This is a genomic window from Testudinibacter sp. P17/SS/0325, assembly GCF_053570765.1.
This window is the reverse complement of the sequence record NZ_CM131635.1, coordinates 465,109-479,258: the sequence shown is the minus strand read 5'-3', so window position 1 is coordinate 479,258 and position 14,150 is coordinate 465,109. Positions and strand designations below refer to the sequence as shown.

At 45.4% G+C, this 14,150-nt stretch carries 22 protein-coding genes, 1 pseudogene and 1 riboswitch; of the genes and pseudogenes, 20 read left to right on the top strand and 3 right to left on the bottom strand.

All coding sequences use genetic code 11. The features are described 5' to 3' along the window. Window positions 1–92: 92 nt before the first annotated feature. The 17 genes and pseudogenes from rplN to rplQ all read left to right on the top strand — a co-directional run bounded on the left by rplN (window position 93) and on the right by rplQ (window position 8,626). On the top strand, window positions 93–464 hold the full coding sequence (gene rplN, locus ACWA50_RS02375) for a 50S ribosomal protein L14 (protein ID WP_034615134.1): 372 nt from the start codon (window positions 93–95) through the stop codon (window positions 462–464). Between the two features lie 10 nt (window positions 465–474). After that, entirely contained in the window at window positions 475–798 is a 324-nt protein-coding gene (rplX, locus tag ACWA50_RS02370; protein ID WP_431053733.1) for a 50S ribosomal protein L24, read from the top strand. A 15-nt stretch (window positions 799–813) separates the two neighbouring features. Further along, on the top strand, window positions 814–1,353 hold the full coding sequence (rplE, locus tag ACWA50_RS02365; RefSeq protein ID WP_431053732.1) for a 50S ribosomal protein L5: 540 nt from the start codon (window positions 814–816) through the stop codon (window positions 1,351–1,353). A 12-nt stretch (window positions 1,354–1,365) separates the two neighbouring features. Further along, window positions 1,366–1,671, top strand: a complete 306-nt coding sequence (rpsN, locus tag ACWA50_RS02360; protein ID WP_431053731.1) for a 30S ribosomal protein S14 — start codon at window positions 1,366–1,368, stop codon at window positions 1,669–1,671. Between the two features lie 38 nt (window positions 1,672–1,709). Next, window positions 1,710–2,102, top strand: coding sequence for a 30S ribosomal protein S8 (gene rpsH, locus ACWA50_RS02355; RefSeq protein WP_431053730.1), 393 nt, complete (start codon window positions 1,710–1,712; stop codon window positions 2,100–2,102). A 15-nt stretch (window positions 2,103–2,117) separates the two neighbouring features. After that, entirely contained in the window at window positions 2,118–2,651 is a 534-nt protein-coding gene (gene rplF / locus ACWA50_RS02350; RefSeq protein WP_431053729.1) for a 50S ribosomal protein L6, read from the top strand. Between the two features lie 12 nt (window positions 2,652–2,663). Further along, entirely contained in the window at window positions 2,664–3,017 is a 354-nt protein-coding gene (gene rplR / locus ACWA50_RS02345) for a 50S ribosomal protein L18 (RefSeq protein WP_431053728.1), read from the top strand. Window positions 3,018–3,031: 14 nt separating this feature from the next. After that, on the top strand, window positions 3,032–3,532 hold the full coding sequence (gene rpsE, locus ACWA50_RS02340; RefSeq protein ID WP_431053727.1) for a 30S ribosomal protein S5: 501 nt from the start codon (window positions 3,032–3,034) through the stop codon (window positions 3,530–3,532). Between the two features lie 6 nt (window positions 3,533–3,538). Then, the gene (gene rpmD / locus ACWA50_RS02335) at window positions 3,539–3,718 is read left to right on the top strand and encodes a 50S ribosomal protein L30 (protein ID WP_084257858.1); all 180 of its coding nucleotides are present in this window, start codon (window positions 3,539–3,541) and stop codon (window positions 3,716–3,718) included. A gap of 4 nt (window positions 3,719–3,722) precedes the next feature. Then, window positions 3,723–4,157, top strand: coding sequence for a 50S ribosomal protein L15 (gene rplO, locus ACWA50_RS02330; RefSeq protein ID WP_431053726.1), 435 nt, complete (start codon window positions 3,723–3,725; stop codon window positions 4,155–4,157). A gap of 7 nt (window positions 4,158–4,164) precedes the next feature. Continuing rightward, the gene (secY, locus tag ACWA50_RS02325) at window positions 4,165–5,490 is read left to right on the top strand and encodes a preprotein translocase subunit SecY (RefSeq protein WP_431053725.1); all 1,326 of its coding nucleotides are present in this window, start codon (window positions 4,165–4,167) and stop codon (window positions 5,488–5,490) included. 27 nt (window positions 5,491–5,517) lie between these two features. Beyond that, window positions 5,518–5,631 carry a 50S ribosomal protein L36 gene (gene rpmJ, locus ACWA50_RS02320; protein WP_084589884.1) on the top strand — a complete coding sequence of 38 codons (114 nt, stop codon included), beginning with the start codon at window positions 5,518–5,520 and terminating at the stop codon, window positions 5,629–5,631. Window positions 5,632–5,771: 140 nt separating this feature from the next. Beyond that, complete coding sequence (gene rpsM, locus ACWA50_RS02315) at window positions 5,772–6,128, top strand: 30S ribosomal protein S13 (RefSeq protein ID WP_431053724.1); 357 nt, start codon at window positions 5,772–5,774, stop codon at window positions 6,126–6,128. 15 nt (window positions 6,129–6,143) lie between these two features. Next, a pseudogene (rpsK, locus tag ACWA50_RS02310) lies at window positions 6,144–6,528 on the top strand (30S ribosomal protein S11). 29 nt (window positions 6,529–6,557) lie between these two features. After that, entirely contained in the window at window positions 6,558–7,178 is a 621-nt protein-coding gene (rpsD, locus tag ACWA50_RS02305) for a 30S ribosomal protein S4 (RefSeq protein WP_431053723.1), read from the top strand. A 28-nt stretch (window positions 7,179–7,206) separates the two neighbouring features. Continuing rightward, window positions 7,207–8,196, top strand: a complete 990-nt coding sequence (locus tag ACWA50_RS02300) for a DNA-directed RNA polymerase subunit alpha (RefSeq protein ID WP_431053722.1) — start codon at window positions 7,207–7,209, stop codon at window positions 8,194–8,196. Window positions 8,197–8,236: 40 nt separating this feature from the next. Beyond that, complete coding sequence (gene rplQ / locus ACWA50_RS02295; protein WP_431053721.1) at window positions 8,237–8,626, top strand: 50S ribosomal protein L17; 390 nt, start codon at window positions 8,237–8,239, stop codon at window positions 8,624–8,626. A gap of 74 nt (window positions 8,627–8,700) precedes the next feature. Here rplQ and ACWA50_RS02290 read toward each other — a convergent pair whose 3' ends face one another. Genes ACWA50_RS02290 through ubiK form a run of 3 tightly spaced genes read right to left on the bottom strand, consistent with a single transcriptional unit; the run spans window position 8,701 to window position 10,958 of the window. Continuing rightward, window positions 8,701–9,387, bottom strand: coding sequence for a metallophosphoesterase family protein (locus ACWA50_RS02290; protein WP_431053720.1), 687 nt, complete (start codon window positions 9,385–9,387; stop codon window positions 8,701–8,703). 2 nt (window positions 9,388–9,389) lie between these two features. Then, window positions 9,390–10,655, bottom strand: coding sequence for a multifunctional transcriptional regulator/nicotinamide-nucleotide adenylyltransferase/ribosylnicotinamide kinase NadR (nadR, locus tag ACWA50_RS02285; protein ID WP_431053719.1), 1,266 nt, complete (start codon window positions 10,653–10,655; stop codon window positions 9,390–9,392). Between the two features lie 21 nt (window positions 10,656–10,676). Beyond that, complete coding sequence (gene ubiK / locus ACWA50_RS02280; protein ID WP_431053718.1) at window positions 10,677–10,958, bottom strand: ubiquinone biosynthesis accessory factor UbiK; 282 nt, start codon at window positions 10,956–10,958, stop codon at window positions 10,677–10,679. 140 nt (window positions 10,959–11,098) lie between these two features. Beyond that, window positions 11,099–11,259: riboswitch (FMN riboswitch) on the top strand. 149 nt (window positions 11,260–11,408) lie between these two features. Between ubiK and ribB the strand changes: the two genes are divergently transcribed. The 3 genes from ribB (at window position 11,409) to ACWA50_RS02265 (ending at window position 14,139) form a co-directional block, all read left to right on the top strand. Then, the gene (ribB, locus tag ACWA50_RS02275) at window positions 11,409–12,065 is read left to right on the top strand and encodes a 3,4-dihydroxy-2-butanone-4-phosphate synthase (RefSeq protein WP_431053717.1); all 657 of its coding nucleotides are present in this window, start codon (window positions 11,409–11,411) and stop codon (window positions 12,063–12,065) included. A 48-nt stretch (window positions 12,066–12,113) separates the two neighbouring features. After that, window positions 12,114–13,160, top strand: coding sequence for an extracellular solute-binding protein (locus ACWA50_RS02270; protein WP_431053716.1), 1,047 nt, complete (start codon window positions 12,114–12,116; stop codon window positions 13,158–13,160). Between the two features lie 283 nt (window positions 13,161–13,443). Beyond that, window positions 13,444–14,139: a helix-turn-helix transcriptional regulator gene (locus ACWA50_RS02265; RefSeq protein ID WP_431053715.1), complete on the top strand. Its 696-nt coding sequence runs from the start codon at window positions 13,444–13,446 to the stop codon at window positions 14,137–14,139. Window positions 14,140–14,150 lie beyond the last annotated feature (11 nt).

Genomic DNA, 14,150 nt, shown 5'->3' with positions numbered 1-14,150 from the left:
TTTTGACCGTTTGATACAATCCGCACCCTGTTTGCATTGGGTAAACAGGTTCGTCCCGAAAGGGTTTATTTTGATTTTAGCGGAGCACTAATATGATCCAAGAACAGACTATGCTGGACGTTGCTGATAATTCAGGCGCTCGCAGCGTAATGTGTATCAAGGTTCTAGGTGGCTCACACCGTCGTTACGCTGGTATTGGCGACATCATCAAAATTACTGTGAAAGAAGCAATTCCTCGCGGTAAAGTAAAAAAAGGTGATGTATTAAAGGCGGTTGTTGTGCGCACCAAGAAGGGTGTACGTCGCCCAGATGGTGCAGTTATTCGCTTCGATGGTAATGCCTGTGTTATTTTAAACAATAATACCGAGCAACCAATCGGTACACGTATTTTCGGACCAGTGACTCGTGAACTTCGCTCAGAGAAGTTTATGAAAATCATTTCATTGGCCCCGGAAGTAGTGTAAGGAGAGTGTCATGGCTGCAAAAATCCGTCAAAACGATGAAGTAATCATGCTAACCGGAAGCGCTGAAAAGGGCAAAGGCAAGCGTGGTAAAGTAACAAAAGTTATGCCTAACGGTAAAGTGATCGTTGAAGGTTTAAACATGGTTTCCAAACATGAGAAACCGGTTCCGGCTTTAGGTAAAGCCGGTGGCATTGTGAAGAAAGAAGCGGCAATCGACGTTTCTAACGTAGCAATCTACAACCCTACAACGAACAAAGCTGACCGCGTAGGATTCCGGTTTGAAGATGGCAAAAAAGTCCGTTTCTTCAAATCTACTGGTGAAACAATTAAATAATACTGGAGTATAGCGATGGCGAAACTGCATGATTATTACAGAGATACAGTAGTAAGCGAATTGAAAAATAAATTCGGCTACAAATCTGTCATGCAAGTCCCACGAGTCGAAAAGATAACCCTGAATATGGGTGTGGGTGAAGCTCTGACCGATAAAAAACTGTTAGATAACGCGGTAGCGAATCTGGCGGCAATCAGCGGTCAAAAACCTTTAATCACTAAAGCACGCAAATCCGTTGCAGGCTTTAAGATTCGTCAGGGATATCCAATCGGCTGCAAAGTGACCCTACGTGGCGAACGTATGTGGGAATTCTTTGAACGATTGATTTATATTGCGGTTCCTCGTGTCCGTGATTTCCGTGGTTTAAACGCGAAATCATTTGACGGCCGTGGAAACTACAGCATGGGTGTGCGTGAGCAAATCATCTTCCCTGAAATCGATTACGATAAAGTGGATCGTGTTCGTGGTTTGGATATTACTATCACAACGACTGCGAAGACAGATGAAGAAGGTCAAGCATTACTGGCTGCCTTTAACTTCCCATTCCGTAAATAAGGCAGGTTACAAATGGCTAAAGTATCAATGAAAATGCGCGATTTAAAGCGCGCTAAATTGGCTGAAAAATTCTATGCTCAACGTATCGAGCTGAAAGCAATTATTTCAGACGCAAATGCCTCCGACGAAGATCGTTGGAACGCGGTGTTGAAGTTACAAGCTTTACCACGCGATTCCAGCCCGTCTCGTCAGCGTAATCGTTGCCGCCAAACCGGTCGTCCGCACGGTGTGTTGCGTAAGTTCGGTTTGAGCCGTATTAAGGTCCGTGAAGCTGCTATGCGCGGTGAGATCCCGGGTCTTAAGAAAGCAAGCTGGTAATCAACCACTTTATTTTGGAATCATGGGAGTAAAGACACATGAGCATGCAAGATCCAATCGCAGATATGCTGACCCGTATTCGTAACGGTCAGTCTGCGAACAAAATCGCGGTCAATATGCCTTCGTCCAAGCTAAAAGTGGCTATCGCCAATGTGCTTGCAGAAGAAGGTTATGTTGAAAGCGTGAAAATTTCCGAAGGTGCTAAACCTGAACTGGAAATCACTTTGAAATATTTCCAAGGCAAACCTGTTGTAGAAAGTATCCAACGTATCAGCCGTCCCGGTCTGCGTATCTATAAACGTAAAGACGAGTTACCAAGTGTAATGGGTGGGTTAGGTATCGCTGTCGTTTCTACATCTAAAGGTGTGATGACTGACCGTGCCGCGCGTAAAGCCGGTTTAGGCGGTGAGATCATCTGTTACGTAGCTTAATAGAGAGGTAGGAAGATGTCTCGTGTTGCTAAAGCACCCGTTAATATTCCTGCCGGCGTTGAGGTAAAACTTAACGGCCAGCTATTAACGGTAAAAGGTAAGAATGGTGAGTTATCTCGTACCATTCACAATGAAGTTGAAGTTAAACAAGAAGATGGTGCGTTGACTTTTGTTCCTCGTAACGAAGGCAAAAGCGCAAATGCACAATCCGGTACAACTCGCGCGCTTGTTAACGCAATGGTTATCGGTGTTACTGAAGGCTTCACTAAGAAGTTAAGATTGGTGGGTGTAGGTTACAGAGCTCAAATTAAAGGCAACAGCATTGCTTTAAGTTTAGGTTTCTCTCACCCGGTTGAGCACGCATTGCCGGCAGGTATCAAAGCGGAATGCCCGTCACAAACTGAAATCGTTTTGACCGGTGCAGACAAACAGCTTATTGGTCAAGTTGCAGCAGACATTCGTGCTTATCGCCGTCCTGAGCCTTACAAAGGCAAAGGGGTACGTTATGATGATGAAGTCGTACGTACCAAAGAGGCTAAGAAAAAATAATAAGGTAACACTATGGATAAGAAATTGGCTCGTATCCGTCGTGCAACTCGCGCACGTCATGCGATGAGAGAACAAGGAGTAACCCGTTTGGTTATTCACCGCACTCCTCGTCACATTTATGCGCAAGTTATTGCACCTAACGGTTCAGAAGTACTTGCCGCTGCTTCAACTGTTGAAAAAGTCATTAGTGAGCAAGTGAAATACACCGGTAATAAAGATGCTGCTGCAGTAGTAGGTAAAGCTGTTGCTGAAAGAGCGTTGGCTAAAGGCGTACAATCCGTTGCCTTTGACCGTTCCGGTTTTAAATATCATGGTCGTGTGCAAGCATTGGCCGATGCGGCTCGTGAAGCTGGTCTACAGTTCTAATAGAGGAATTTGAGATGTCAAACATCGAAAAACAAGCTGGTGAACTGCAAGAGAAGCTAATCGCGGTAAACCGTGTATCTAAAACAGTTAAAGGTGGTCGTATTTTCAGCTTCGCTGCATTGACAGTGGTAGGTGATGGTAACGGTCGCGTAGGTTTTGGTTACGGTAAAGCCCGTGAAGTTCCGGCAGCGATCCAAAAAGCGATGGAAAAAGCCCGTCGCAATATGGTTAATGTAGCGATTACAGAAGGTACTTTACAGCACCCTGTCAAGGGCGCTCACACTGGTTCACGCGTATTTATGCAACCAGCCAGTGAAGGTACCGGGATTATCGCAGGCGGTGCGATGCGTGCAGTATTAGAAGTTGCTGGCGTGCGTAACGTATTGTCTAAAGCATACGGTTCAACCAACCCAATTAACGTTGTCCGTGCAACTATTGATGCATTGGCAAATATGAAATCACCAGAAATGGTTGCTGCGAAACGCAGTAAAACCGTTGATGAAATTTTGGGGTAATTGATCATGGCAAAAACTATCAAAGTAACACAAACCCGTAGCTCAATCGGTCGTTTACCGAAACACAAAGCTACGCTTCGTGGTCTTGGTCTTCGCCGTATCAACCACACAGTCGAGTTAATCGATACGCCGGCTGTCCGTGGGATGATCAACCAAGTTTCATACATGGTTAAAGTAGAGGAGTAAGAGAATGCGTTTAAATACTCTGTCTCCGGCTGATGGAGCTAAAAAAAGTGCTAAACGTCTTGGACGTGGTATTGGTTCCGGTTTAGGTAAAACAGGTGGTCGCGGTCACAAAGGACAAAAATCCCGTAACAACGGTGGTGGCGTTCGTCGTGGCTTCGAAGGTGGTCAAATGCCTTTATACCGTCGTTTACCGAAATTCGGTTTCACTTCACAAAAAGCACTGGTTTCGGCTGAAATTCGTTTGAATGATTTAGCGAAAGTAGACGGCGAAGTGACCTTAGAGTCATTGAAAGCCGCGAATATTATTTCAAATAATATTCAATTCGCTAAAGTTATTCTTGCCGGTGAAGTTAAAAGTGCGGTAGTTGTACGCGGTTTGCGTGTAACTCAAGGTGCTAAAGCAGCAATCGAAGCTGCTGGCGGCTCAGTTGAGGAATAATTAATCAATGGCAAAACAACCAGGTTATCAAGCAAAAAGTACCCAAGGGGGTACAGGTGAACTGAAAAGAAGATTACTGTTTCTGTTAGGCGCATTAATCGTATTTCGCATAGGTTCATTTATTCCGGTTCCTGGTATTGATGCCGCTGTATTAGCTCAGTTGATCAATCAACAACAAGGTACCATCATCGACATGTTTAACATGTTCTCAGGTGGTGCCTTGAGCCGTGCTTCAGTCTTTGCGTTAGGGATCATGCCGTATATCTCGGCATCGATCATTATCCAGTTATTAACTGCGGTACATCCTGCGCTGGCAGAATTGAAGAAAGAAGGGGAAGCCGGTCGTCGTAAAATCAGCAAATACACACGTTATTCAACGTTGGTATTGGCAACGATTCAGGCGATTGGTATTTCTACCGGCTTGCCGAGTATGATTCCGGGATTAGTTCCAAACCTTGGTTTGGGCTTTTATATCACTGCGGTCGTGAGTTTGGTCACCGGCACCATGTTCCTGATGTGGTTGGGCGAACAAATTACCGAACGGGGAATCGGAAATGGGATTTCTTTAATTATCTTTGCAGGTATTGTCGCCGGATTGCCTTCTGCCATTGGTCAAACCATTGAGCAGGCGCGCCAAGGACAAATGAATGTACTGGTATTATTGTTGATTGCAGTTATTGTCTTTGCTGTGACTTATTTTGTTATCTTCGTAGAAAGAGGACAAAGAAGAATCGTCGTAAACTATGCCAAACGCCAACAAGGCCGTCATATGTTAGCGGCGCAAAGTTCGCACTTACCGCTTAAAGTCAATATGGCAGGGGTTATCCCGGCTATTTTTGCTTCAAGTATCATTTTGTTCCCGGCCACGCTAACCCAGTGGTTCGGACAAGGTGCTAACATGGAGTGGTTGTCGAATTTATCGTTGTTGCTAGCGCCGGGCGAGCCGATTTATTTGGTGCTGTATGCGGTGGCAATTATTTTCTTCAGTTTCTTCTACACGGCAATGCAATATAATCCACGAGATACTGCGGATAATCTGAAAAGATCCGGTGCATTTATTCCGGGTATTAGACCAGGTGAACAAACGTCGCGTTATATTGACAAGATCATGACTCGTTTGACTTTGATTGGCGCATTATATATTACGTTTGTTTGTTTAGTGCCTTATATTATGACCTCCGCTTGGAACGTCCAGTTCTACTTCGGTGGAACCTCACTTCTCATCGTGGTTGTGGTAATTATGGATTTCATCGCACAGGTTCAAAGTCACTTGATGTCGACGCAATATGAATCTGCGCTGAAGAAAGCAAACCTTAAAGGGTTCGGGCAGTAATCGCCCATAAGACAAAAGGGAAAAGCAATGAAAGTTCGTGCTTCCGTAAAAAAAATGTGTCGTAACTGCAAAGTGATCAAGCGTGACGGTATCGTTCGTGTGATTTGCAGTGATCCGCGTCACAAGCAACGTCAAGGTTAATCTCTAATTTTCCTTGCAAAGAATAAGCTGGGCAGTTATACTGCTCAGCTCATTTCGTCCTTGATATACTGTTTGAGTATCCTGAAACGGGCTTTTCAAGATCAGTATATCAATTAACTTTAAATAAATAGGAGTGCATAGTGGCCCGTATTGCAGGCATTAACATTCCTGATCACAAACATGCTGTAATTGCGTTAACTGCAATCTACGGAATCGGTAAAACCCGTTCAAAAGCCATCTGTGCTTCTGCCGGTATTGCCGAAGATGTAAAGATCAGAGAATTGTCTGAAGAGCAGATCGATATTCTGCGTGACGAAGTTGGTAAATTTACCGTTGAAGGTGATTTGCGTCGTGAAGTAACTTTGAACATCAAACGTCTGTTAGACTTAGGATGTTACCGTGGTTTACGTCATCGTCGTAGTTTGCCAGTACATGGTCAACGTACTAAAACAAATGCGCGTACCCGTAAGGGTCCTCGTAAGCCGATCAAGAAATAATCGGGGTAAATGATAATGGCTAAAACACCAGTTCGTGCACGTAAGCGTGTAAAAAAACAAGTCGTAGATGGCGTGGCACATATCCATGCATCTTTCAATAACACAATCGTTACCATTACAGACCGTCAAGGTAATGCTTTAGCATGGGCTACAGCAGGTGGTTCAGGTTTCCGTGGTTCGCGTAAATCTACCCCGTTCGCTGCACAGGTTGCTGCTGAGCGTTGCGCCGAGATCGTAAAAGAATTCGGTTTGAAAAATTTGGAAGTTATGGTTAAGGGCCCCTGGTCGTGAATCAACAATTCGTGCGTTGAATGCTGCGGGTTTCCGTATCACCAACATTACTGATGTGACTCCGATTCCACATAACGGTTGTCGTCCACCGAAAAAACGTCGTGTTTAATGGCGTTATAGGATAGTTGGAGAAAGAAAATGGCAAGATATTTGGGTCCTAAACTCAAGCTAAGCCGTCGTGAAGGTACTGACTTATTCCTTAAGTCCGGTGTCCGCGCGATTGAATCAAAATGTAAATTAGATACCGCACCTGGTCAACACGGTGCTCGTAAAGCGCGTTTATCCGATTACGGTAGTCAATTACGTGAGAAGCAAAAGGTTCGCCGTATGTACGGTATCTTAGAGCGTCAATTCCGTAATTACTACAAAGAAGCTAACCGCTTAAAAGGTAATACCGGTGAAAACTTGTTGGTATTATTGGAAGGTCGTTTGGATAACGTTGTTTACCGTATGGGATTTGCGGCAACGCGTGCTGAAGCTCGCCAATTAGTGAGTCACAAAGCAGTTGTTGTGAATGGTCGTGTGGTTAATATTCCATCGTTCCAAGTTTCTGTTGAAGATGTCGTTGCTATTCGTGAAAAATCGAAAAAACAAGCACGTATTAAAGCATCATTAGAATTAGCAGAGCAAAGAGAAAAACCAACATGGTTGGAAGTTGATGCTGCTAAAATGGAAGGCGTATTCAAACGTATTCCTGAACGTTCTGATTTATCAGCAGACATTAACGAACATCTGATCGTTGAGCTTTATTCTAAATAATAGAGCTTAGAAGCAAAGAGAGGATAAAATGCAGGGTTCTGTGACAGAATTTTTAAAGCCACATTTAGTCGATATCGAGCAATTAAGCCCGACGCACGCTAAAGTGACCTTAGAACCGTTAGAACGTGGTTTCGGCCACACATTAGGTAATGCGTTACGTCGTATTCTGTTGTCATCTATGCCGGGTTGCGGCGTAACTGAAGTGGAAATCGACGGTGTGTTACATGAGTACAGCAGTAAAGAAGGCGTTCAAGAAGATATTCTAGAAGTGCTTCTGAACTTAAAAGGTCTAGCGGTTAAAGTACAGAATAAGGACGATGTGTTCCTGACGCTGAGCAAATCTGGAATCGGACCTGTTGTTGCTGGCGATATCACCCATGATGGAGATGTTGAGATTGTTAATCCGGAACATGTGATTTGTCATTTGACTGATGCCAATGCATCAATTAATATGCGCATTCGCGTGCAGCGTGGTCGCGGCTATGTGCCTGCCTCTGCGCGCAAACATGTTCAAGACGAAGATCGTCCGATTGGTCGCCTATTGGTTGACGCTTGTTACAGCCCGGTAGATCGCATTTCTTATAATGTTGAAGCTGCCCGTGTTGAACAGCGTACCGATTTGGATAAATTGGTTATCGAAATGGAAACCAACGGCACTATCGATCCGGAAGAAGCGATTCGTCGTGCAGCGACAATTCTAGCAGAGCAACTTGATGCATTCGTTGATTTGCGTGATATTCGTCAACCTGAAATTAAAGAAGAAAAACCGGAGTTCGATCCGATTCTTCTGCGTCCGGTGGACGATTTAGAGTTGACAGTTCGTTCTGCTAACTGTTTGAAAGCAGAAACAATTCACTATATCGGTGATTTAGTCCAACGCACTGAAGTGGAGCTGTTGAAAACCCCTAATCTTGGTAAGAAATCACTTACTGAAATTAAGGACGTGTTGGCTTCACGCGGACTATCACTGGGTATGCGCCTTGAAAATTGGCCTCCGGCAAGTATTGCTGAAGACTAATTTCGGTATGGATTAAGATTTTTCTGAGAAGGATAAGGTCATGCGCCATCGCAAGAGTGGTCGTCAACTAAACCGTAATAGCAGCCATCGCCAAGCGATGTTCCGTAATATGGCAGGTTCTTTAGTTCGTCATGAAATCATCAAGACGACTTTGCCTAAAGCGAAAGAATTACGTCGTGTAGTTGAACCGTTAATTACTTTAGCTAAAGCAGACAGCGTTGCAAACCGCCGTTTAGCTTTTGCTCGTACTCGCGACAACGAAATCGTTGCGAAATTATTTAATGAATTAGGTCCACGTTTTGCTCAACGTGCCGGTGGTTACACCCGCATTTTGAAATGTGGTTTCCGTGCAGGCGACAACGCGCCAATGGCTTACATTGAGTTGGTTGATCGTCCGGAAGTAGCGACTGAAGAAGCCGCTGCGGAATAATCATTATAAAAAATAAAAAGCTCACCGATTGGTGAGCTTTTTTGTTTTCTGCCTATATGAAACCGAAATGAAGGTTAGCGATCATCAACGCCTTGCAATAAGTATTCTCCATCCAGCGTAGCAAGGCTGCGGAAACCCACATTGACAACTTGATAACTCGTTTTATGAGCAAGTGCGGTATAGTCAAAGTTTTCATGGTGGTGTCCGTGAAAAATTTTTTTAACCCCCATTTTTTCGGCTAGCGCATTAAGCACTTGAAAACCCGACGGATGTGGTTTAGGGGCTTCATGGCAAATTAGAATATCCGCTTGTTGTTGCTCCAACTGCTCAATATCCGATAAAAAAATCGACGTGCGGTGGCGCAACGGTAAGCCGCCCTGCCAAATTTTATCCGATGGGCAATATTGGCAAAAATGGATCGGATCGAAGAACAGCGGTTTATTCGGCGGCATCCAGATCTGCCCGCGGAATACGCCGCCTAAACCGGCAATTTTTTGTCCTTGAATTTCGACTACCCGCCCGTGCAAATTGCGTTCTTTCCACGTGGTTCCCCATAAGGCTTGAAATGCGGCAACGGTTTTACTGTCGTGATTGCCGTGGATAAACCATAAATCGCAATGCTCCGATAGCCGTTCTAAGACAGCACCGTCGCTTAATTGCAGATCGCCTAAAATCACGAGGGCAACGTCCTGCTCTTGTTGCTGCAAAAAAGGGAAAAGATGTTCAAAACTGCCGTGCGGATCCCCGGCGAATAACAACATGGTTACAGCTCCCGTCCGTTATCATTTTGCAGCGTCGGCAAATCTTCCTCATTCAACACTTTTTCGACAATCTCTTTCGCCATATCGTAGCGCTCTAAATAGCTTGGCGATTCAATTTCAATATACGGCACTTTATATTTATCCAACAAGCGTTTGAGCAGATCTTGGAATTTTTGGCGCGATTTTTGATCGCCCAAACTGCGCAAGCCGTCGTCCACCCATTTGGTGTTGTTCGATAATAAAATGGTAATATCAAACGGATATTCCTTAATCATCGAATCTAAAAACGGGTGCGCTTTGCCTTCATATTGGATACAAAATGCCTGCGTAGTGATGAAATCGGTATCGATAATCGCGACTTTGTGCGCATGACGCACCGCATAATCAACATAGCGTAAATGCCCGATTGCCATTAACGGATAGTCGGAAAATTGCATTGCCTGTTCATCGCCGCCGAGCTGCTCAAACACATATTCACGCCCGTATTCCCAGGCTGAGGTGGTGTTAAATACCGTCGCCAGTTTATTCACCAATACACTTTTACCGCTGCTTTCGCCGCCTAAAATGGCAATGGTTTTGGCGAAAAACGGCCGCACCTCTTTCGGAATAAATTTCCAGTAATGGAAGGGATGGTTGCGGATTTTGGTTGCCGAAACATTGAAAAATTTCCGCTCCGGATCAACCAGATTGACCTGCAAGCCTAAATATTTCTCATACGGCTCTTGGTCTTGCGGTTCGCTGCTGAACACAATGGTTGGTGCAACGTTTTTCTGGTCAAACAACTGCTTAACCCGTCCAGCCCATGCTTCCCAGCCGTTGGGATAACTCGGCAAGCCGTCCTCAACCAAATGATGGATAAAAATATGCTTTTGCTGATATTTGAAAATCTGCTGCATCCAACGCAAACGATCTTGCGGGGTCGGCATTTTTTTCATTTTGCTGTCGTAAAACAGCTTCAGATCGCGCTCACTTTCGCTGCATACCACCACATGAATTTCATCGACCTTACTAAACGCTTCATAAATCATGTTGATATGCCCGGTATGCACCGGATAGAACTTACCGAAAATCACGCCGATTTTTTTATCTTCGACTTCGGTGATGTTCAACACTTTATGCAAGGCTTGCAGTTTAATCGCACTCGGATTTTTAATTTTGCCGCTGACCAATTGGTTAAAATAGGCGCGAGTCACCCCGGCTTGCTCGCACACCTCGGCGACTTTCAGGTTGAGTTGTTTGCGTTTTTGTTGCAGATAAGCAAAAGACATAAGCTGTTCTCTAATTATGGATTATTCGGCATTTTCTGCGGGCGGACTGGTTTCGGTAAGCGCTAACTTACTTTCTAACTCGTCTAAACGTTGTTCAAGTGCGGTCAGTTTCTCACGGGTGCGGATTAACACTTGGGTTTGCACCTCAAAATCTTCTTGTGTCACCACATCCAATTTAGCTAATTGCGCCTGAATCACCTGCTTCACTTTGGCTTCCATATCTTCACCAAAATTTTTAACGCCTTGCGGTAGCGCATCATGAATTTGTTGTGCGAATTGCTCTAGTTTTTTCGGGTTCAGCATGGTCTTGGTTCCTGAATAATGAATATTTCCCTATTGTACGAAATGGACTGATTAAAGGGAACTTTTTTATGTCAGCCGTTTTTTTCTCGATTGCTTTTGATAAACAGTAGGCACAGCATTTTTTTTCGTTATAATAAGCGGGCAATTCTCAGGGCGGGGTGCAATTCCCCACCGGTGGTAAGGGCGCGATTGTTTACACGACAACCGCACTTAAGCCCACGAGCGCCTGCTACGGCAGGGTCTAGCAGATTCGGTGCAAATCCGAAGCCGACAGTCACAGTCTGGATGGTAGAGAATAAGGGCTTTCCCGTTCCGGGAAACTCCGCTTTTTATTGTGATAAACCGCACTTTGATCTGCTGTATGTTGGTGTGGAGCGGCACAATGCCTCTATTTCGCCCTGATTCTGGTAGCGTATTCATTTACCTTATTTATTTAAAAAGGAATTTACCATGAGTCAGTCTTTACTCACCCAATTCGGCGACAGCCGACAACGTGTCCTTGCCGCAATCGAAGCCTTTAAGCAAGGCAACGGCGTTCTGGTTTTAGACGATGAAAATCGCGAAAACGAAGGCGATCTGATTTTCCCCGCCGAAACCATCACCACCGAACAAATGGCGAAGCTAATCCGTTACGGCAGTGGCATTGTTTGCTTATGTATTCCGCAAGAAACTTGCGATCGTTTGCAGTTACCGCCAATGGTAACGGAAAATACCAGCGTGAATAAAACCGCCTTCACCGTCACGATTGAAGCGGCGCAAGGGGTTTCGACCGGTGTTTCCGCGGCGGATCGGGTGACCACGGTTAAAGCCGCGATCAATCCAAGTGCGGTTGCGAGCGATTTGCATCGCCCCGGACATATTTTTCCGTTAAAATCACAGGCGAACGGCGTGTTGGCACGGCGTGGACATACTGAAGCCTCGGTAGATTTGGCAATCTTAGCCGGTTTTCAACCTGCCGGTGTGATTTGCGAGATTACCAATGATGACGGTACAATGGCACGGGCAACGGAAATCGTCGCCTTTGCCCAACAGCATGGCTATCCGGTGGTGACAATTGAAGATTTGGTTGCCTACCGCCTAAACCATGAACAGGCAACATCAGCCTAGGTGCTGATATTATCTTGAAAACTCATGCTTATTTTAAGGACTCAAGCAATGAAAAAACTTTCGGCTTTTTTTACTGCCGCGACCATGCTGTTTGCTGTCAGCAATGCAGCGAAAGCAGATAACGACACGGTTTATCTTTACACTTGGACCGAATACGTGCCAAGTGGATTATTGGATAACTTCACCAAAGAAACCGGGATTAAAGTGATTGTTTCCAGTTTGGAATCAAACGAAACCATGTATGCCCGTTTGAAAACCTTGGGCAAAAACGGTGGCTATGACGTGATTGCGCCGTCAAACTATTTTGTGTCTAAAATGCGTAAAGAAGGCATGTTGTTGCCGTTGGATCACAGCAAATTGCCGGTGTTAAAAGAGCTTGATCCGAATTTGCTGAATAAACCGTACGATCCGAACAACGAATATTCGCTGCCGCAAATTTTAGGCGCGCCGGGTATTGCGTACAACAGCGACGTGATTGATTCAACCAAAATCGCTTCATGGGGCGATTTGTGGAATCCGGAATATAAAGACAAATTACAACTGTTAGACGATGCGCGCGAAATCTTCAACCTTGCGTTGTTGAAACTGGGCGAAGATCCGAATACCACTGATCCGGAGGTGATCAAAAAAGCCTATGAAGAGTTATTGAAATTGCGTCCTAACGTGTTGGCGTTCAGTTCCGACAATCCGGCGAATGCCTTTGTTGCCGGGGAAGTGGATTTAGGTATGCTGTGGAACGGTTCAGCCTATATCGCCCGCAAAGACGGCGCACCGATCAATTTGCTATGGCCGAAAGAAGGTCCGGTATTATGGGTGGACACCTTAGCGATTCCAGCCACCGCACAGAATCCGGACGGCGCGCATAAGTTGATTAACTACCTGTTAAGCGCCGAAGTGGCGAAAGAGTTAGCCTTGGAAATCGGCTACCCGACCCCGAATCTGGAAGCGCAGAAATTGCTACCGGCGGAAATGGTCAACGACAGCTCGCTGTATCCACCGGCGGAAGTGCTGCAAAAAAGCTACTGGCAAGATGATGTCGGCGATGCAGCGATTATCTACGAAAACTACTATCAGCAGCTGAAAGTGGCGAAGTAAGAATCTGATTTAGACAAAGTGCGGTTTAACCGCACTTGAGATTGCAGACAAACTGACTTCTCTCCCTCCGCGTGCGGAGGGAGTACCATTTTTCGTAAGAAAAATGGGGAGGGGAATATGAAAATGCAACATATTCATTTTTAACATTCTTTATGCCTCCCTCCATCCTTCGGACACCTCCCTCCGTATACGGCGGGAGGGAAATGATTCGAGAAAGAGACTTTGTCATCAGCCTGAAGTGCGGTTTAACCTCACTTTTGTCTATTTGGCATAAGGCAATGTGATGTCGAAAAGCGAGCGTTTGTTTACCCTGTTACAGATTTTGCGCGGACATAAATACCCGCTCACCGGCGCGGTTTTGGCGGAAAAGCTGAATATCAGCCTGCGCACACTCTATCGTGATATTGACAGTTTGCGGGCGCAGGGGGCGGATATTGAGGGCGAGGCCGGAATCGGCTATCTGTTACGCAAGGAATTTGAACTGTCCAAGCTAATGTTGACGGAAAGCGAAATTGAGGCGTTAGTGCTGGGAATGCGTTGGGTGCACCGTTCCGCCGACAGCGAATTAAGCCAAGCGGCGAAGAACGGCTTAAGCAAAATCTCGGCACTGTTGCCGCCGCATTTGTCGCAACAACTGGAAAACAACGCCTTATTTATTGCGGTCAGCAACAATCCGCCCCCCTTTCTCGACGATGTTTTTATCAAACTGCGCCACGCTATTCAGCGCCAGCTGAAAGTCAAACTGACTTATCGCAATGAAAAACAAAAATATTCGCAGCGCATTATTTATCCGTTTGCAATCGGCTTTTTTGAGCAGGCGCAATTAGTCGCCGCATGGTGTGAGCTGCGCCAAGAGTTCCGCCATTTTCGCCCCGACCGAATCATTGCTATCGAATTGTGCGACGAACATTACCAACCTGACCGCACTTTGCTGCTGCAGCGTTGGCAAAAACGAGACGGCGACTGTACCCACCGCTAAATCACTGCTGA